This is a genomic window from Candidatus Brocadiia bacterium (genome assembly GCA_041658285.1).
GTDB lineage: Bacteria > Planctomycetota > MHYJ01 > JACQXL01 > JACQXL01 > JBBAAP01.
This window is the reverse complement of the sequence record JBBAAP010000006.1, coordinates 15,499-34,610: the sequence shown is the minus strand read 5'-3', so window position 1 is coordinate 34,610 and position 19,112 is coordinate 15,499. Positions and strand designations below refer to the sequence as shown.

Below are 19,112 nucleotides of genomic sequence, written 5' to 3'. Positions count from 1 at the left end.
CGCCTTAGTAGTTCGGGAAACGAAAAATAAAGGTAAGTATGAAAAGATATCTTGTTATTTTTATTATTCCAACATTATTACTTGGAACAGCCTATTTACTGCGGGGAATCATTCCTGACAAGCTGATTTGCCTATCGTTGCTCATTATAGTCATCGGAGTAACAGCTTACTTTGCATATGGAGCATTTTTCTTAGATTCAGGGGAAGAAATTTACAAACAGGCACTGCAATCCCGTTTACAAAGATCTCTTATTAATCCTTTTTATGTTTTGTCTCAATCTGATTATGTATTACGATATAAACTACAATGGGCGGGTATGTTAATTTTCCTGATAATTATTCTCATATTTGTATTAATGAATTGGTAATCCCAGGCGCCAGACATAAACCATCTTAATCCGTGTTCATCCGTGGCTAAATAGCGTATCTGCTACTCTGCGGATTTGAGTGTCTGCAGTTTGCGTGACAATGTTCTTATCAATTCCGGTAATCCCGTCTTCTTTACGGCCGAAATAGTCAGGAACTTCTTAGGCAGTTTGGCCCGGTATTTCTTGATATTGGCCTCGGCTCCGGGCAGGTCTATCTTGTTCAACACCAGTATTTCCGGCTTCTTAGCCAGCGTCGGGCTGTATTCCTTGAGCTCTTCGCGTATGGTCTTGTAAGCCGCATCCAGCGGAGTGGTCGCGTCGATGATGTGCAGGACTATACGGGTGCGCTCGATATGCTTGAGGAACTTATCACCCAACCCCTTGCCCAGATGAGCGCCTTCTATCAACCCGGGCAGGTCGGCTACTACGAAGGTGCGGTCTTCGGTCACCGCCACTACGCCCAGCGACGGCTCCAGCGTGGTAAAGGGATAATCGGCAATCTTGGGCCGGGCGTCGGAAACACGGGAAAGCACCGTTGATTTGCCGGCGTTGGGCAGGCCGACCAACCCGACATCGGCGATGAGTTTCAGTTCCAAATAAAGCCAGCGCTCCTCGCCGGGCGCGCCGGTCTCGGCGTTGCGCGGCGTCTGGTTTATGGCGTTGGCAAAGACCTTGTTGCCCCGTCCGCCCCGTCCGCCTTTGACCACGATGAACTCGTCTTTGGCGTCCTTGAGGTCTTTGAGAATATTCCTGTTGGCCCGGTCGCGGACAACAGTGCCCAAAGGAACTTCAACAACCCGGTCCGCGCCGTTCTTGCCGATGCAGTTATTGGAGCCGCCCGGCTGTCCGGCCTGAGCCAGGATGCGCTCGTGATGAGCCAGGTGGTAGAGCGTGTTCATATGCGGATTGGCACGGATAATGACATCGCCGCCCCAACCGCCGTTACCGCCGTCCGGGCCGCCTTTGGGTATGTATTTCTCGCGCCAAAAGCTGACTATGCCCGCGCCGCCATCGCCGGCCTTGACAAATATTTCTACTTCGTCTTTAAACATATAATTTAATAGTACGCAGATTCACGCACTTGGGCTGTTGGAGCAAAGCGACTTATCCCGATACATCGGGATGCCACTCCGCGAACACAACGCACAGCCCAGTATACCTGGCAGATAATTCGCAAAGTTTATCCCGCTTTTGGCGGGGCTCAAACTGCCAGCGTACTGATAACCACGGATAGTTTATTTAATAGAATATTTTTATAATTACAAGCTAATCCTGTAAATCTTAGTTGCCCATAGGGTGGTAAGATTGTTATTTGCTGGTGCGGCGGAGTATTTCGACGCTCATCACCGTGCTTAGGACCGGCGTGACGTAGTCGCGGATGTAGCGGGAAACATCGGCAATCGGCTTGGCCGAAACATAAACTATATCGTTCGGATACATAACGATGTCGTTGCGCATATTGCCGGCCAGGATTTCGCTGATATCGACCATAACCACCTCGGGCTTGTCCAGGACATCGCCCCGGATGACCAGCAGGTTGCCCTTGCTGGAATCTCGGGTCAGGCCGCCGGCCTCGCCCAGCACCTGCATCAGCGAAATGGTGCCGGTCAGCTTGTAAACCCCGGGCTTGCCCACCTCTCCCAGGACAATCACCGGCTGGCCGGAGAACTTCTTTATGGCCACGGTCACCTGCGGCGCCAGGATGTATTCAGCCAGCCGCTGGGTGATTTCGTCGTCTATCTGGGTTAGGGTCTTGCCGGCCGCCTTGATGTCGCCGGCCAGGAACATTGATATCTTGCCGTCCGGGCGGACTATCAGGTCACCGGAAATATCGGCGTTCTGCCAGACGAATACCTGGATGACATCGTCAACCGCGATGGAATAGTCTATCTTGTCCAGCGACCGGGCCTCTATGGCCGAAGGCCTGATGCTGGGCGGATAGGCGCCGGACTGGTTCTGGACGCAGCTGAAACACAACAGCGCCGATAAAACTGCGGTAAATATGATTATTCCGGACTTCATCTTATGTTTTCCTTGATTACGAGGATTATATATTATATCGTCTTTAACGAAACCAAGCACTAATAATTCAGACAGCGCGACAAATGGAACAAATCATCAAAACTGTCCGGGAAACTATCGGACAACACCGGCTCCTGTCCGGCGGCGATACCGTCATCATCGGCGTTTCCGGCGGTCCCGATTCGGTCGGCCTAACGGTGCTGCTGGACCGGCTCAACCGCTATTACGGGCATAAATGGCAGTTGGTCATCGCCCATCTCAACCACCAGATACGCGGTAAAGCGGCCGACGCCGACGAACGTTTTGTCCGCCAATTGGCCGCCAAGCTGGGACTGCCCTTTTATTCGAGCAAGCGCGACATCCCGGCGCTCAGCCAACGGCACAAGCTCTCGCTCGAAGAAACCGCCCGCAACGAGCGCTACGAGTTCCTGTCCCGGCTGGCCGGGAAACTCAAGCATAATAAACGCGTACCCAAAATCGCCACCGGCCATACGCTCGACGACCAGGCCGAAACGGTCCTATTCCGCATCATCCGCGGCACCGGCATCAAGGGACTGCGCGGCATACTGCCGGCGCGCAACCTGCTGCCCGGCCGGCCGTTCCGGCTCATCCGCCCGCTCATCGAGCTGACCCACAAAGATATAACCGATTTCCTCAAAGCCCATGGCTTCGGGTATCGCTCCGATAAATCCAACTTCGACCGGAAGATACTGCGCAACCGCATCCGGCACCAGCTGATGCCGCTGTTAAACGATTACAACCCCGGCGTGGCGCGCCACCTGGTCCAGCTCGGGCAGGCGGCCGGGGAATACGAAGCCGTCGTCTCCAAACTGGCTGAGACGCTCTGCCCCAAAGGCCGGAAATGGCTGTCCCTGGCCGAACTCAGAAACCAACCCCAACCGGTCCAGCAGATGATGATCAACCATCTGCTGAAAAACGCCGGGTGCAACCTCAAGCACATAGTCCGGGCCAATTACGAAGCGCTCATCGGCTTGGCCTCATCGTGCCGGAAGACTAATGAAGTGCATTTGTCCGGCGGCGTCATCGGACGGATTGCTAACGGCCGGCTGACAATAACAAAGAAAACATAACCATTAGCCACGGATGGACACAGATGAACACGAATAACTTATTATTAAAAAGAAATATCCTCCTTAAATAAAAAGGTTAAATTATGGGGTCTTACAAAAAAATAGTACTAAATGAAAAAGCCTTGGAATTTATTACTAGCGTACTATATGATTTAGCAAATATCAAAAACTATGGGAATGGCAAGAATGACCCAGTAAAATTTGAGGGAAAAATCTTAGCAAAACTCATTTCAGATTCAGTCAATTTAAAGCAAGGAACAATATATACCATACTGCCAGGAGGTACTTCACTCGATCAGGTTTACAGTTTTGAATACGGCGGAGTACTTCCTCAACTCAATAAAGAACAAGATATAATAATGCACATAAAGGGTTTAAAAATACCTAGACCTGATAATTTTATCCAGCTATATTCAATTATTGAAGAATATCTCAAGAAAGACGAGGAAAATATTTGTATCTTTATAGATGCAATGCGCAATGCAGATGATAAAGGCTCCTTAAAGGAAAGAACAGATTCCTTTACCTTCCAGAATAATATCTATCGGTATATAACCCCTACTAATGCCGAAGAAAATAAAATAGAAACGATGGTAAAGGCGTTTGGCAGTGGATGGCGAGCATTTACAGGAATATTAACCAAGGCTGACAAGATAGATACGCCTCCATTCAATAAAATGGAAATAACCTTAAAAAAATTGGAAATCCTCGCTAAAAATACCTCTAAGATTATTATTAACGCGTACGATGGAGAAGGATTCCTAATATGGGAAAAAGTGGATTAGCTGATAAGGGCGGCGCCAAGTAGCCACCCAAGTTAGTGTTTATCCGTGTGCATCCGTGGCCATAATTAACTCAGTGTTTTCAGTGCTCTCAGTGGTTAGTGGCAGTCAGTGCTTATTAGTATTAATCTGTGTAATCTGTGGCTAATATGAATGAAATCTCCCCGGAAGAACTAAAAACCCACTACCAGCTGGAAAAGCGGCTGGCTGAATCCATAAAGAAGGCCGACCGGCCGGCCCGTCCCGTGCTGTACAAACAGGCCTATGACCAGCTCTTCCGCGATATCCCCCACCTGCGGGCCGTGTCGCAGAAGAACGATATTGAGCAATGGAGCAAACCATCGCCCCAGCTCAAATGGCTCAAGCCCTTCCTGACTCCGGAAACGGTCTTCCTCGAGGTCGGGGCCGGGAACTGCAAGCTATGTTTCGAGGTGGCCGGCCGGGTCAGGCAGGTCTATGCCATCGAGGCCTCGGCCGAAATCGCCTTGCACCCCAAATATCCGGACAACCTCCGGCTGATAATCTCCGACGCCACCAAGTTAGACGTGCCCGACGGCTCGGTGGACGTCATCTTCAGCCGGCACCTGATTGAGCATCTGCATCCCGAAGACGGGCTGGCCCATTTGCAGGCGGCCTGCCGGGCATTGAAATCCGGCGGAGTTTACATCTGCACCACACCCAACCGCATCTTCGGCCCGCACGACGCCTCGAGGGGATTCGACGCCGAGGCCACCGGACTGCACCTCAAGGAATATTCCTACGGCGAACTGGCCGGGATAATGAGGCAAGCCGCATTCAGCCGTGTCAAAGCGCATTGCAAGGTAGCCGGAATGGTGATGCTCTGGCCGTTGTGGCTATACAGGTTGAGCGAAGCCTGGGTCGGGCTGATGCCCAAGGGGTTCCGGCGGGTGCTGGCCGGGCCCATCGGATACCGGTGGCTGAATACTATTCGCCTGGTGGCCTGGAAATAATATATTCCCTTGACAAATTATACTTATGGGCTTAGAATCTTAATTAAGATATCTTCTTTCCTAAAATAACTCCGAATAAGAGGAGGCCAGTATGCGCAGCAATTCTATATTGAAAATAGCCACAGTTATTATGTTTGTTGCTTATATCACCGCATTTAATTATGGCGGTTGTGGTGACATTGGTGGCTCAAGCGGCAGTAGTGGCATACCAACACCGACCCCAACTGCACCTGCTCAGGTAACCTCACCAACACCGGATGATAGCGCAACTAATGTGATAACGACTACTCAAGTCTCTTGGGCTTCTGTCAGTGGCGCAACCTCTTATGATGTCTTTTTCGGTACAACTTCTCCCGGGGTATTTGTCGGCAATCAGTCCGATACAAATTATAACCCCGGTACTGCTCTCTTTTATAATACGACCTATTACTGGCGGATAGATTCCAAAAATAGTGCTGGGACAACTACCGGTAATGTCTGGACCTTTATCACGCAAATAGCACCGTCTGCACAGGCAACCTCGCCAAGCCCGGCTAATAGTACAACTAATGCACATATTAATCAACAGTTAGGTTGGGCCTCGGCCAGCGGCGCAATCTCTTATGATGTATATTTCGGACTGACCGCTACCGGGTGGTCGCCGGTTACGAATATAATTACTACGGTTTATAATCCAGGCACGTTGAACACCAGTACCATCTATTACTGGCGGATAGATTCCAAGACTAGCGTCGGTACCACGACAGGCAGTGTCTGGAGTTTTACTACTCAATTAGCTCCTGCACAGGCAACCTCACCAACACCGGTTAATGGTGCAATCAATGTAATAACCACTACTCAACTTTCCTGGGCATCGGCCAGTGGTGCAACAAGTTATGATGTCTTTTTCGGCATCACAACTACCGGGTGGGCTCCTATTACAAATACAACTGGAACAAGTTATAATCCAGGAACACTTTCTAATAACACCACTTATTACTGGCGGATTGACTCCAAGAATTTCGATGGTACCACTACTGGTAATGTCTGGAGTCTTACAACAATAGACGTGCCCCCTTACTGGACCCAAAGAATACCTACTGGGACTTCTCCATTGGCACGATACCAACATGCGATAGCATATGACTCAGTCCGGGGTATTACGGTTATTTTCGGCGGGGAAACCGGCGTTTCTAACAACTTTATTCTTAACAACGAGACCTGGGAATGGGATGGAACAAACTGGTCACAGAGAACACCTGTGACTTCTCCATCGGCACGACGTAATCATGCAATGGCATACGATTCAGTCCGGGGTGTTACGGTTCTCTTCGGTGGGGAAACCAACAATGGTATTAACCACGAGACCTGGGAATGGGATGGAACGAACTGGACCCTGAGAACACCTGTAATTTATCCATCGGCACGATACTGTCATGGGATGACATATGACTCGGCCAGAGGTGTTACGGTTCTCTTCGGCGGGTATGTCAGCGGTATTAACAACCAGACATGGGAATGGGATGGGACAAATTGGACCCAGAGAACACCTGTGACTTCTCCATCGGCACGATACATCCATGCGATGGCATATGACTCAGCCCAGGGTGTTACGGTTCTATTCGGCGGGTCTGGTGGCAGCGGCGGGGAGGTTCTTAACAACGAGACCTGGAAATGGAATGGAACGAATTGGACCCAAAGAACGTCTGTAACTTCTCCATCGGCACGACACGGTCATAGGATGGCATATGACTCAGCTCGGGGTGTTACAGTTCTCTTCGGCGGATGGAACGGCAGCGTTTATAATTACGAGACGTGGGAATGGGATGGGACGAACTGGACCCTGAGAAGAATGCTTGTGATTTATCCATCGGCACGATCCTCCCATGCGATGGCATATGACTCAGTCCGGAATGTTACTGTTCTCTTCGGCGGGTGGGTTACCAGCGCTTGTAACAACGAGACCTGGGAACGATAATTCGGGGAACAGCATACTGAATTAAGATAAGTAAGACATCCCCGGAATTAAACTCTATGGGCTGATGGAGAAAGAAATAGAGCTTATAAAGGGGAGTTTGAAATGACAATAAAAGAATTAATTGAACAGTTAAATCGGATAAAAGATAGAGTCCAAAGCAATCCTAAACAAAATTATAGTTGGCTTTATGAGAAAGAGTTTCAACAAGAATATTCTATTGGGAACATCAAAAATCTTGCGGAACATGAGCTTGACATCCAAGCATTAATACGTTACTTAGGGAGTTTTCGAGACCATTTGAAAAATGAGGTGAAATCATTAGGCAAAAACCCTCAAATTGTTGAAGCTAAAGTGAAGAAGGATAAAACATTATGCATTATTATTGACTTAGACAATTGGTTAAAGCACGGGGAATTGAAACGGTCAAGAAGTGGATTATTTCCTAAATTAGAAAGACCGGGAATTACTGCTGAACAAAAAGATATAGAGTATATAACCATTCAAGGAAATAAAATACACTCTCAATTAAAAGATACTAATTTGATAAAACCATCAACTTTGGTACTTTCAAATAATGGAGTAGAATTAGGAAAAGCTGAAGATATAGCACTTAAAGCGATTGATTCGTGGTTGATAATTTGTCAAGAATTCGTGCTCTTGTAGGTACTTGGGGACAGTCCCTGCCCGGGGAAACCCAGTAATTATCCCTGACGGGAGGCTTCGCTCAGCCTATTACTGGGCATCATTTCCCAAAAATAGCTCTTTTTTCACCCCAATTCCTTATTTAATTCGTTTCCAGACAGGGGGGGGTATACTCCCCCATACCATACCCCCTCCCCCCGGATAGTATATACCCTGCGAGATGACCCCACATACCCTGTGATGCCATCCCACATACCCTGTGATGCCACCCCATATACCCTGCAATGCCACCCCACATACCCTGTGATGCCTACCCATATACCCTGCAATGCCACCCCACATACCCTGTGATGCCTACCCATATACCCTTGCAATGCCACCCCATATACCCTGCACCTCCACCCCACATACCCTGCGATGCCACCCCATATACCCTGCACCTCCACCCCACATACCCTGCGATGCCACCCCATATACCCTGCGATGCCACCCCATATACCCTGTGATGCCTACCCATATACCCTGTGATGCCTACCCATATACCCTGCAATGCCACCCCATATACCCTGCAAGATGACCCCATATACTCTGTGATGCCATCCTATATACCCTGATACTATACCCTATATGCTCTGATACTATATCTCATATACCATAATACTATCCCCCATATACCCTGATACTATATCCCATATACCCTGATACTATATCCTATATACTCTGATACTATATCCTATATACTCTGATACTATATCCTATATACTCTGATACTATACCTCATATACTCTGATACTATATCCCATATACCCTGATACTATACCTCATACACCCTGATACTATACCTCATATACTCTAATACTATATCCTATATACTCTGATAATATACCTCATACGCCCTGATACTATACCTCATATACTCTGATACTATATTCCATATACTCTGATACTATATCTCATATGCTCTGATACTATATCTTATATACCTTATAATTAACTGGAGGGGCTAAAACTATGGGAAAACTTTAATGGTGTGCTTATTTTGCCTGATTCTTCAGCCAATCGGGCGAGCGTTCGGTAGGTGCTTCGATGACCACGATTTATTTTGCCACAGATTACACGGATTTTTGGTTAGTGTGTGAAAAATCAAGCCACGAATAAACTCGAATGGACCTATCTGCGTTCCGAATGCTTTCGGGACAGGCAGGCACTAATAATTCTCTTGGTCTCCTGGGTTCCTTATTTGTAGCTACGGATAAACACTAAGACCCGCGATATTTTTATTTAGGCAACTGCTTGAGCATCATCTCGGCCGTCCCGGCCATGGGGTCGTCGGGATAGTAGGCGGATATCTGCTTGAGCTTCAGCTTGGCCGTGGCCATATCGCCCTTCATCATCGCCTCCTGGACCTGCTTGAACAGTTCGGCGGCGGTCTCGGTCGGCTTGGGCACGTCGCCGGAAACCTTGGGCGCGGCGAAAATATCGTCGGCTATCTTGACGTTGACCTTGACGTCGGAATAGGTGATGATGATGTGCTTCATATTTTCGGGAACGGCTTTGCCGTCCAGCGTCATTTCCATCTTGGCCGGAACTGCGAATTTGTCGGCCGTGGTATAGGTGTTGGTTATGGTGGTGGTGTTGCCGGGGACGGACGTTACCATCCTGAAAATCAGCCCGTCTTTGTATTCGAAATCGCTGGTGCTCTCGGCTTCGTCGGCCTTGACCTTCATCTGGCGGACGACCCAGTCTTTGGTATCGACGAATATAACCAACTTGGTAAACTCCAGTTTCTTGTCCTTGAGCGGCACAAATGTCAGCTGGGAAACCTTGACCCCGTTGAGGGTGGCCGCTTCGCAGGTGCCGGCCACGTTTTCCTTGGTGAGTTTGTAGGTGGCGCTGGGTTTTTCGGAGCACAATCCGTTTGTTTTGACAAAAGAGCCTATCATCTGCTGGGCGATAATGGCGTTGGGACCGGCACCTTCGACCTTGGTCTTAAGCCCTTTGCCCTTGGCATAGTAGATCGTGGCCGGAGCGTCCGGCGCGGCCGAGGAAACGGCCTTGGCCGTCAGTGTGTCCAAGCCGGGTTTTTCCAGCCCGACATAATTCTTTTCCAACTGTTCCAATACGGCGAATGCATCGTCTGCGGCCAGGGCGTAACCGGCGAACAGGCCGACCAACACCAGCGTTGCGCTTAAGATTGACAGGTTTCTTTTCATAATGGCGTACTCCTTTTTGTCAAACGCCTTTCATTTTATTCACATCCCTGAAAGGATAAGGATGGTTCGTTAAACGGTTACTATAGAAAAAACTCCGGTTCTGTCAAGGGAAATATCCGGCTTAAGTAAAGTTATTTGGCCGGTTCCCAAATGAACTTGCCGACCTTATCTATGTAACCACAATTGTTGCCGATAAAAACCTTGGCCAGGCCGCCGGAAAATGCCTCTGCCCCGTCGAATATTGGTTCAATCACTACCTTGCCGGTTTTGTCTATATAGCCGTACTTGCCATGCTCCGCTCCGCCGTCGGGGATGACCGCGGCCAGGCCTTCGGAAAACTCACCGGCCAAGTCAAACTGCGGTTTTATGACCAGCTGGCCGGTCTTGTCTATATAACCCTCCTTGGTGTCTGGGTCATTGTTGAGCCGGACCGGCGCCAGTCCGGAATTAAACACGCCGGCTGAAGCGAATGCGGGCTTTATCACAAACTGGCCGGCCTTGTCTATGTAACCGAACTGGGTCTGACCGCAGACCCGGGCCGGAGCCAGCCCTTCGAAGAACCGGTCCACGCCGTCGAACTGTTCCTTGATGACGATTTTACCGGTCCGGTCGATGAACCCCCAGTCTTCGGTCATCATAATCGGAGCCAACCCTTCGGAGAAAGACATGGCGCCGCGGAATTGTGGCTCAATCACTACCTTGCCGGTTTTGTCTATGTAACCGACCAGCCCGTTTATCTGGACCGGAGCCAGGCCTTCTTTGAAATCATAGCCGGCCTCAAACCGGGGTTCAATCACGACCTTGCCTGTGCTATCTATGTAACCGATTTTCTGGGCGCCATCTTTGGTCATCATTACGGCGGCCATGCCGTCTGAAAAACCGGCCGCATAGTCAAACATCGGCTCAATCACTATCTTGCCGGTCTTGTCCATATAACCGTACTTGCCGTTCTGCGGCACCGGGAACAGGTGTACCTCCTCAGAAGTTTTATCAGGTTTGGCAATTGCCGGAGCCAGTCCTTGTATCTTTTGGCCGTTGGCCGGATTGAGATAATATTTAGCGTTGTTCTCATTGATAACCACCAACCTGCCGTCTTCTATGGACAGAGAAGTAATGTATACCATCTGGACATCCTTTTCCAGCATGGGCTTCATCTCTACATCATAGACCTTTGTCTCCCAGAGTTTCTTGCCGGAGCTAACGTCCCAGGCCTCGACATAGCCCATTTTGCCGTGCGGCGCAGTGTATTTAACCCCATTGTGTATGATGGGCGCGACATCCTTCGGCCCAACGCGCTTGGCCTGGGCTAAGCCGATAAAAATCAGTGTCAGGAACAGGGCAACCATTATTGAATGCTTCATTTTACTCCTCCTATAATTAAACTCATTAAGGCATTTGACTCAGGAATGTCAATGAATTTGGTTGCGGTGACACGAATAAACACGAATAATTTAATAGTATGGCAGTTTGAGTGTAACGAATTATCCCTAGACCCTGAGGGGTCTTAGGACAAGCCCGCAGGCTATCCCGCTTATAGGGACAAGAACCCGTACGGGCTGCCAACTATACTGGGCTGATAACTCACCTGCTACAGGCAGGTTCTAACAGCCCAAGTATAAGGAGTCCAGGAGAACAGGAAGAATTTCTTGGTTTCCTGGGTTCCTTATAATCGACTTTAATCCGTGGGAATCTTTTCGAATTATCTTGTCTTGCCTAATCCAAGTGATATAATTCACAGCGTGTCTGTGTCTTATTACCGCTTCGCACCAGAAAGGAGCTCATATGAAGAGCAAGGCGCCCACCCAAGAGGAAATCCAGGTTATGCTTAATAGAGCCAAACAACCCGGCGAGGATGCGATGTTACTGCACCCTTTCTATAAAGGGAAAATCGGCATCACACCCAAGGCCTGCATCAGGAGTAACGACGATTTCAGCATCTGGTACACGCCCGGCGTGGCCAAGCCGTGCATGGACATCTTCGCCCATCCGGAAAAGGTCTACGAACACACCAACAAGGGCAACTTCGTGGCCGTGGTCTCGGACGGCACACGGGTGCTGGGGCTGGGCGATATCGGGCCCGAAGCCGGCCTGCCGGTGATGGAGGGCAAAGCACTCATATTCAAATATCTGGGCGGCGTGGACGCGTTCCCGATCATGCTGAATACCAAGGACCCCGAGGAAATCATCAAGACGGTCAAGTACCTGGAACCAACCTTCGGCGGCATCAACCTGGAAGACCTGTCCCAGCCCAAATGCTTCGAAATCCTGGCCAGACTGCGGGCCGAGATGAACATCCCGGTCTGGCACGACGACCAGCAGGGAACAGCAGCCGTGACGGTGGCCGGGCTGATCAACGCCCTGAAAGTGCAGGGCAAAAAGATGGGCAACGTCAAAATCGCCATGGTCGGCGCGGGCGCGGCCAATATCGCCATTTCCAGGATGATTATCAAGGCCGGAGCCGACCCCAAGAAGATTATCATGGTCGACAGCAAGGGCACTCTCCATAAGGGCCGGACCGAGCTCAAGGAAAAGTTCAAGGAGAAATGGGACATGTGCCTGAAGAGCAACGGTGCCAACGTGGTCGGCGGCATACCAGAAGCCATGAAGGGCGCCGAGGTGCTGCTGGCCCTGTCCAAGCCCGGGCCGGGAACCATCAAGAAGGAATGGATAAGCCTTATGGCCAAGGACTCCATCGTGTTTGTCTGTGCCAACCCGATACCGGAAATCTGGCCATGGGAAGCCAAAGAAGCCGGCGCGGCCATCGTGGCCACAGGCCGTTCCGATTTCCCCAACCAGGTCAATAATTCGCTGGGATTCCCGGGCATATTCCGCGGCGCGCTGGACGTCCGGGCCAAAACCATCACCGACGAGATGTGCATCGCGGCGGCCGAATCGCTGGCCAAGTACGCCGAGAAGATAGGCATCAGCGAGGATTACCTGATTCCGACCATGGATAAATGGGGCGTCTACGCCGAGGAAGCCGTGGCCGTCGGGATGAAGGCCATCGAACAGGGCGTGGCCCGGCTGAAGATTTCGGAAAAGGAACTGCGCCAGATAGCCACCGAGACCATCACCAAGGCGCATAATACCACGGACCTGCTGATGAAGGAAGGCGTCATCGCCTTGCCCAAGGGTTCCAAACCCAAGAAATAACCTGTCCTAAAAAGAAAGAGGGGCGATAATAACATCGCCCCTCTTTTATTTCACCGTGAATAAACACGGATTGAGCAAATTAGCGCGTATCCGGGTTACGCATCCGTTTTCGGCAATTCTCTATCCATCTAATAATCTTGGCGCGATCCGAAGCATCTGCCGGAATTAATTCTAAATACCGGGAATAATAGAATATGGCCTTGGTCGGGTTGTCGTAATAATCATCATAGATAACCCCTAAATTATAGCAAAGCGCGGCATCATTTGGATTGCGGTCGAACTCGGCTTCGTAGGTTTGGACATCTTTGGCCATCTGCCTCCGCGAGGCTTCGGCTTGTTCGGGGGGCAAGCCGACATGCTGTCCGATATTGATTCTGCAGGCAACTCCCCCCCCGCATATTAATGCGGTTAATATGATTGCCAGCATGAACCGAAGCCGAAGATGTTGATTCATAGACTGATTATGGGATGATTTCCATCGGTTGTCAATAGATTTTGTTAGCCACGAAATAATTTTCCCAATCCCACTCGCTGTGCTCGGGACCCCGCTATGCGGGATAAGTCGCTGATAACGGCTAAAGCCTAACAGCGACTAATAAGGTGGCAGTACGTCGTTGCACTCCTACTGCCACTAATCCATAAATACGCGGTGCCAGGTTTCCAGCACCAGCAAAGCCCAGAGACGCGGGGTGTGGTCGTATTTGCCGCTGGCGTGGGAGTTAATCAGGTTCTCGACGGCTTCCCGTCGGAAGTATCCCCTCTTGATGCTTCGCTCGGACAGGATGATGTCCTTGAGATAATCCTTGAGCGAGGTCCGAAACCAGTTACCGATAGGAATGCCGAAACCCATCTTTCCGCGGGAAAGAATCTCGTCCGGCAGGAATCCTTTGAGCGCTTTCTTGAGTATGTATTTGGTGGTCAGCCCTTTTATCTTCAGCCCGGCCGGTATGGACGCGCTCAACTCCAGGAGCTTATGGTCAAGGAACGGCGAACGCCCTTCCAACGAGTTGGCCATGGTGGCAATGTCCATTTTGACCAGCAGGTCTTCGGGCAGGTAGGTGTTGATATCAGCATACAAAACCCGGTCGATGATGTTGTCGGCCGGAGACTGATTGATGCAGTTTAGCAGGTAATTCTCTGCCGGAGCACCCTTTGTCCGATTGGAGAAGTCATCCGAATAGAGACTGTGCCTGGCTGCATCATTAAAGCAGGCGCACCAGGAAAGATACCTTTGGGCTTCGGTCAGTCCGGCCGCTTCGGTAAACCTTTTGAGCCGGCCGGAAATGGTGCGGGGCTTGTAGCCAGGGAAAACAGTATTAAGCAAATTATTGAACGGCTTGCCGGCCAGCCGGTAGAGCGGCATTGAAGCCAGCTTATGCGCCAGGTAGCGCTGGTATCCGGCGAAGTTCTCGTCGCCGCCGTCGCCGTTGAGCGCCACGGTCACGTGCTTGCGCGTCTCGCGGGCCACGTAGTAAGTCGGCAGCATCGAGGAATCGGCATAAGGCTCGCTATAATGCCAGACCAGTTTAGGCAGGATTTCGATAACATCAGGCCGGACGATAAACTCGTGATGCTCAGTATTGAAATGTTCGGCCACGGCCCGGGCGTAAGCCAGTTCGGAAAAATCCTTTTCCTCGAAACCGATGGAAAAAGTCTTGACCGGTTTGCTGGAATGCCTGGCCATCAGGCCGACCACGGCCGAGGAATCGATGCCGCCAGAAAGCAGAGCGCCCAGCGGCACGTCGCTTATCATCCGTATCCGGGTGGACTCTTCCAGAAGCTCCATAATCCGGGCTGAGTATTCGGCTTCGCTCAGTTCCAACTTATGGCGGTAATCCAACTGCCAGTATTTGCCGGTGGTGATATTGCCAGCGGCATCACAGACCAGCCAGGAGGCCGGCGGTAATTTCTTAATGCCTTTAAAGACGCTCATCGGCGCCGGGATATAACCATAGGTCAAATAGTGGTCCAGCGCGCTGACGTCAATATCCTTTTTTATTTCCGGGTTGGCCAAAATGGATTTGAGTTCGGAACCAAATATAAGATATTTGGAGCCGTGCGCGTATAAAAGCGGTTTCTTGCCGACACGGTCCCGGGCCAGGAAGAGCTGTTGCTTTTTATTATCCCAGAGTGCGAAAGCGAACATGCCCCGGAGATGCTTGAGGCAGTCAGTGCCGTATTCTTCGTAGAGATGAACGATAGTCTCGGTGTCGGTCTTGGTGTAGAAACGATGGCCTTTGGCCTGGAGCTCGGCCCGGAGCTGGTCAAAATTGTATATCTCGCCGTTGAGGACGAGCCAGATGGTCTTGTCTTCGTTATGGATGGGCTGGTCGCCGGTCTGCAGGTCGATGATGGCCAGTCGCCTGATACCCAACCCGGCCCGTGTTCCGTTGGCGGACAGATAAACGCCTTCGCTGTCCGGCCCGCGGTGACGGATAAGGCCACACATCTTGCGGACCAATTCCTCGGGCACCGGAGAACCGTCAAAGTTGACTCTGCCGCAGATACCGCACATAAATCAGCCTTTTCTGTTTATCAAATGGTCATAGAGTTCTTCAATCAGGCGTACGGACTGCTCTATAGTAAATCGCTCCTGGAATACGGTCACGGCTTTCCGGGAAAATTCGGATGACCTGTTCCGGTCCTTAAGCAAGGCGATAATGGCTCCGGCCAGCTTGTCCGGGTCTTCCGGCGGAACCAGCAGTCCGGTAACTCCGTCCTGAACTATTTCCGGCGTGCCACCAGCAGCCGTAGCCACCACCGGAACGCCAGCGGCCATGGCTTCAATAACTACGTTGGGACAGCCTTCATAAGAAGAAGATAATGCTAACAAAGTGGAAGATTTGAGAATGGCCGGGATATCGTTCCTGACCCCGGCGAATATGACGGAGCTTGACAGGCCTTTGTCATTGGCCAGTTTCTTCAGTTCGGCCTCGAGCGGGCCGTCGCCCACGACCAGGAAGGCGGCGTTAGGAACCTCTTTCAGCACCGCCGGAACGGCTCTGATGAAAACATCAACCCTTTTCTCCAAGCGCAGTTTACTGATGTTAGTGACCAGATATCTGTCCGGCCGAATATTGAATTCCTTGCGGATATCCTGTTTAACGGAATCGGCCGCGTAGTCCCGGCTGTTTTTACCGTTGTAGATGACTGTGGTTTTAGCCGGCGAAACGCCGTTTTGGGACAGATGTTTCCTCACGGCCATGGAATTTGCGATAACCGCGTCGGTTACGTGATCGAACCACCTGTTGACCAGCGGGGAGAACCATTTTTTCATGGTAGTATTCTCAGAACAAACAGTCAGCGGCACTCCGGACAGGACGCCGGCCAGCCGGCCGATTAGATTGGCCCGGAAAAGATGGGTATGAATTATTTTTATCCGCAGCCCCCTTATCAGGATTACCAGTTTCCAGAAAGACCAGATATCAAAAATGCCCGTGGCGTTAAGCTCAATTAACTCGATGCCTTGACTGGCCAGCTGATTCCGGTACGCCGCCCCGCCGGTGATGGCGCAGACCCGGATTTTATATTTGCCCGACCCGGCCATGTAAGGCAGTACCTCCATCAACCGTTTTTCGGTACCGCCCACCTGGTCCAGTGAATAAATTATGTGCAGGATATTAGTCATCTGCATATATTAACCCTGGTTTAATAGGGATAGTATCTCATTGATCCGGTGCCGGTAAGTATGGGCAGACATGATATGCTCATAAGCGGCATCGGTCATTTTGATGCGGTAATCCTGGTCGCGGAACCTGGCCAGAACATCGTCGATATTGGAAAAATCCCTTTTCAGTGCGATGTAGTGCCGGTCGGCCACGAGGATGTCGTTGAACCTGCCCGGGAACATTATCTGGCAGGTCTTGGTGCCGATGGCGTCGAAATGCCTCGAGGAAATACCTTTTCCATGAAAAGGATTGCTATAATTTTTAAAAAATATATCGAATATTTCATCAAAAGCAATCGAGTAATATATATCCCCAAAGTATGCTTTTCTGATACTAGTAAGTTTAAATGCCAATTTAACCCATGATTTAATAAATTCCGGAATCAGGCTGGAGTATTTGTGCTTAGTAGAAGAAATGGATAATTTCTGGATGCGGCCGCATTTACTCCTAATATACTCGGCTATTTTGATTGCAGTAGCATCATCCCTTTCTAAATAATAACTCCCAGTCTCAGTAGATATCGTACCTTTACATTTATTCAAAAATTCGGCCCAACCTAGAGGAGATAATCTGCTTGCTTTATCAAAACTAATATCAATAGTTAATGGCGGATTAAATTTTTGTTTTAAGAAAAACTCCATTATCTCTATCCGATTATTATCACCAAGAAATGGATAATACCTGGCTGATCTTGTGCCAATATCAATTTTACGTTCTGACTGTTTCAATACAGGAAAAAATCTTTCAGGATTTAAGGCATGTGGAATTGAAATTATTCTTGGACCAACGATATCATCATAATATTTTCGCCCAACATCCTGTGGCAATTGCGTTCCAATATAATCTGGCATTATTTTTCTAAGTAGCAATCTCCTATCTTTCATGCCAACCAACGGCGGAGGATTATTAAATTCATTGCCTACAAACACCAATAATTTCCCTTTGCGGCGCATCAACACATCAGTATATTGGATAATATCTTTCAGCCCGTCAGCATTGGTGGAATGTAATAAAACAACCAGGTCATAGTTGGTAATATTGCCGGCAACGGCGTTAAGGCTAGCCCCGTTCCTGATATCAAAAGCGTCAGCAGACAACTCCGGCGACTGGCTAAAAGCGTCCAGCCAATCGTCATAATAAGAAAGCTCGTCGGTGTAGCACGAATGCAGTATGAGTATGTGCGGTTTTGAGAAACTCATTATTTCAGATGTCTTTTGTGCTTATCCATGCACTTTTGAATCAGTTTCATATTCTGCCCAGTCCAGGCTATGGTTCTAACCAGCCCGTCATGTAAGTTTGTCCGGGCCTTGAACCCGAGTTTTCTTTGTGATTTGACGGTGCTGCCGAACCGACGGCCGGAATGGTCCCACGACCTTTTGGGCCTATTTTCGATGCCGGCCGGGTTGCTAGTCAGTTTATTGATTGTCTTGGCCAGTTCCAGAATGGCCGTCTCCCTGCCGCTGGCCAGGTTGTAGACATCGCCGGGCTGTCCCTTGACGGCGCAGGCAATCAAACCGGAGCAGATGTCATCAACATAGATAAAATCACGACTGGCCAACCCCTTATTTTCCACCGGCAGCGGCATTTTATTTATGGCCCGGTAGATAAAAGTGGGCGTGACGTTCCTCCAAACGGTGGCCGGCGTACCGCGCCATCGGCCTGCACCCAAAATTTCGCCCGGCCCGTAGACGTTCTGAAACCTGGCCCGAACCACCGGCAGTTGGTGCTGCTTGTGATAATAAACCGCATAAAACTCGCCTATTATTTTAGATATGGAATAGGGGCTGTCCGGGTCTATCTCAATCGGCTCGTCTTCGGTCGTCGGCCGGGTATTGCCGAATGTCTTTCGAGCCACGGTGCAACCGGCCGAAGAATAGACCACCTTTTTGATGTTCCTAAACGATTTGATTCTTTCAAACAGCTTTAATGTAGTCAAAGTGTTGTTCTCGTGATCGACTAGTGGATTGCAAATAGAGCTCTGGTTACCATGGTAGGTGGCCAGGTGGAACAAATAATCGATATTGTCTTTGACTTTCCGCAGAATATCATCGCTCGCGATTGAGCCCTTGATAAAAAATATCCTTGAATCATCGGGCAGGTTTTCCCGTTCGGCAGAAAGGAGGTTATCGATTATCATTATGCTGCGCGGTCCGTATCCTAATAATTTCCTGACCAGGTTACTGCCGACGAATCCGGCCCCACCGACGATCACTATCCGCTTGCCTTTAAACTCTTTCATATTCTC

General features: G+C 49.8%; 16 protein-coding genes. 7 read left to right on the top strand and 9 right to left on the bottom strand.

Annotation, left to right across the window (positions count from 1 at the left end):
* The first annotated feature begins 38 nt into the window (after window positions 1-38).
* The gene (locus WC980_06980; protein ID MFA5794793.1) at window positions 39-368 is read left to right on the top strand and encodes a hypothetical protein; all 330 of its coding nucleotides are present in this window, start codon (window positions 39-41) and stop codon (window positions 366-368) included.
* A 62-nt stretch (window positions 369-430) separates the two neighbouring features.
* Here the strand turns inward: WC980_06980 and obgE are convergent, their stop codons facing one another.
* Complete coding sequence (gene obgE / locus WC980_06975; GenBank protein MFA5794792.1) at window positions 431-1,420, bottom strand: GTPase ObgE; 990 nt, start codon at window positions 1,418-1,420, stop codon at window positions 431-433.
* 256 nt (window positions 1,421-1,676) lie between these two features.
* Window positions 1,677-2,390 (bottom strand): polysaccharide biosynthesis/export family protein, encoded by a 714-nt coding sequence (locus WC980_06970; protein ID MFA5794791.1) that lies wholly within the window; start codon window positions 2,388-2,390, stop codon window positions 1,677-1,679.
* Between the two features lie 83 nt (window positions 2,391-2,473).
* On the opposite strand from WC980_06970, the gene tilS reads away from it, so the two are divergent.
* The 5 genes from tilS to WC980_06945 all read left to right on the top strand — a co-directional run bounded on the left by tilS (window position 2,474) and on the right by WC980_06945 (window position 7,854).
* On the top strand, window positions 2,474-3,481 hold the full coding sequence (tilS, locus tag WC980_06965; protein MFA5794790.1) for a tRNA lysidine(34) synthetase TilS: 1,008 nt from the start codon (window positions 2,474-2,476) through the stop codon (window positions 3,479-3,481).
* An 83-nt stretch (window positions 3,482-3,564) separates the two neighbouring features.
* The gene (locus tag WC980_06960; GenBank protein ID MFA5794789.1) at window positions 3,565-4,266 is read left to right on the top strand and encodes a hypothetical protein; all 702 of its coding nucleotides are present in this window, start codon (window positions 3,565-3,567) and stop codon (window positions 4,264-4,266) included.
* Window positions 4,267-4,412: 146 nt separating this feature from the next.
* On the top strand, window positions 4,413-5,234 hold the full coding sequence (locus WC980_06955; protein MFA5794788.1) for a class I SAM-dependent methyltransferase: 822 nt from the start codon (window positions 4,413-4,415) through the stop codon (window positions 5,232-5,234).
* Window positions 5,235-5,325: 91 nt separating this feature from the next.
* Window positions 5,326-7,191, top strand: coding sequence for a kelch repeat-containing protein (locus WC980_06950; GenBank protein MFA5794787.1), 1,866 nt, complete (start codon window positions 5,326-5,328; stop codon window positions 7,189-7,191).
* Window positions 7,192-7,293: 102 nt separating this feature from the next.
* Entirely contained in the window at window positions 7,294-7,854 is a 561-nt protein-coding gene (locus WC980_06945; GenBank protein ID MFA5794786.1) for a hypothetical protein, read from the top strand.
* Window positions 7,855-9,110: 1,256 nt separating this feature from the next.
* On the opposite strand, the gene WC980_06940 is transcribed toward WC980_06945, so the two are convergent.
* Both WC980_06940 and WC980_06935 read right to left on the bottom strand, forming a co-directional pair.
* The gene (locus WC980_06940) at window positions 9,111-10,046 is read right to left on the bottom strand and encodes a hypothetical protein (GenBank protein ID MFA5794785.1); all 936 of its coding nucleotides are present in this window, start codon (window positions 10,044-10,046) and stop codon (window positions 9,111-9,113) included.
* 131 nt (window positions 10,047-10,177) lie between these two features.
* Window positions 10,178-11,407 carry a WG repeat-containing protein gene (locus WC980_06935; GenBank protein ID MFA5794784.1) on the bottom strand — a complete coding sequence of 410 codons (1,230 nt, stop codon included), beginning with the start codon at window positions 11,405-11,407 and terminating at the stop codon, window positions 10,178-10,180.
* Window positions 11,408-11,828: 421 nt separating this feature from the next.
* Between WC980_06935 and WC980_06930 the strand changes: the two genes are divergently transcribed.
* Complete coding sequence (locus tag WC980_06930) at window positions 11,829-13,199, top strand: NADP-dependent malic enzyme (protein ID MFA5794783.1); 1,371 nt, start codon at window positions 11,829-11,831, stop codon at window positions 13,197-13,199.
* A 79-nt stretch (window positions 13,200-13,278) separates the two neighbouring features.
* On the opposite strand, the gene WC980_06925 is transcribed toward WC980_06930, so the two are convergent.
* From WC980_06925 to WC980_06905, 5 genes are all read right to left on the bottom strand, one after another.
* The gene (locus WC980_06925; protein MFA5794782.1) at window positions 13,279-13,653 is read right to left on the bottom strand and encodes a hypothetical protein; all 375 of its coding nucleotides are present in this window, start codon (window positions 13,651-13,653) and stop codon (window positions 13,279-13,281) included.
* A gap of 177 nt (window positions 13,654-13,830) precedes the next feature.
* Window positions 13,831-15,714 (bottom strand): asparagine synthase (glutamine-hydrolyzing), encoded by a 1,884-nt coding sequence (gene asnB / locus WC980_06920; protein ID MFA5794781.1) that lies wholly within the window; start codon window positions 15,712-15,714, stop codon window positions 13,831-13,833.
* A 3-nt stretch (window positions 15,715-15,717) separates the two neighbouring features.
* A complete protein-coding gene (locus WC980_06915) occupies window positions 15,718-16,833 on the bottom strand; it encodes a glycosyltransferase (GenBank protein ID MFA5794780.1) in 1,116 nt (371 codons plus the stop codon).
* A gap of 3 nt (window positions 16,834-16,836) precedes the next feature.
* On the bottom strand, window positions 16,837-18,066 hold the full coding sequence (locus WC980_06910) for a glycosyltransferase (GenBank protein MFA5794779.1): 1,230 nt from the start codon (window positions 18,064-18,066) through the stop codon (window positions 16,837-16,839).
* Window positions 18,066-19,106 (bottom strand): NAD-dependent epimerase/dehydratase family protein, encoded by a 1,041-nt coding sequence (locus WC980_06905; GenBank protein MFA5794778.1) that lies wholly within the window; start codon window positions 19,104-19,106, stop codon window positions 18,066-18,068. Before WC980_06905 ends, WC980_06910 begins: the two co-directional genes overlap by 1 nt.
* Between the last annotated feature and the right edge of the window lie 6 nt (window positions 19,107-19,112).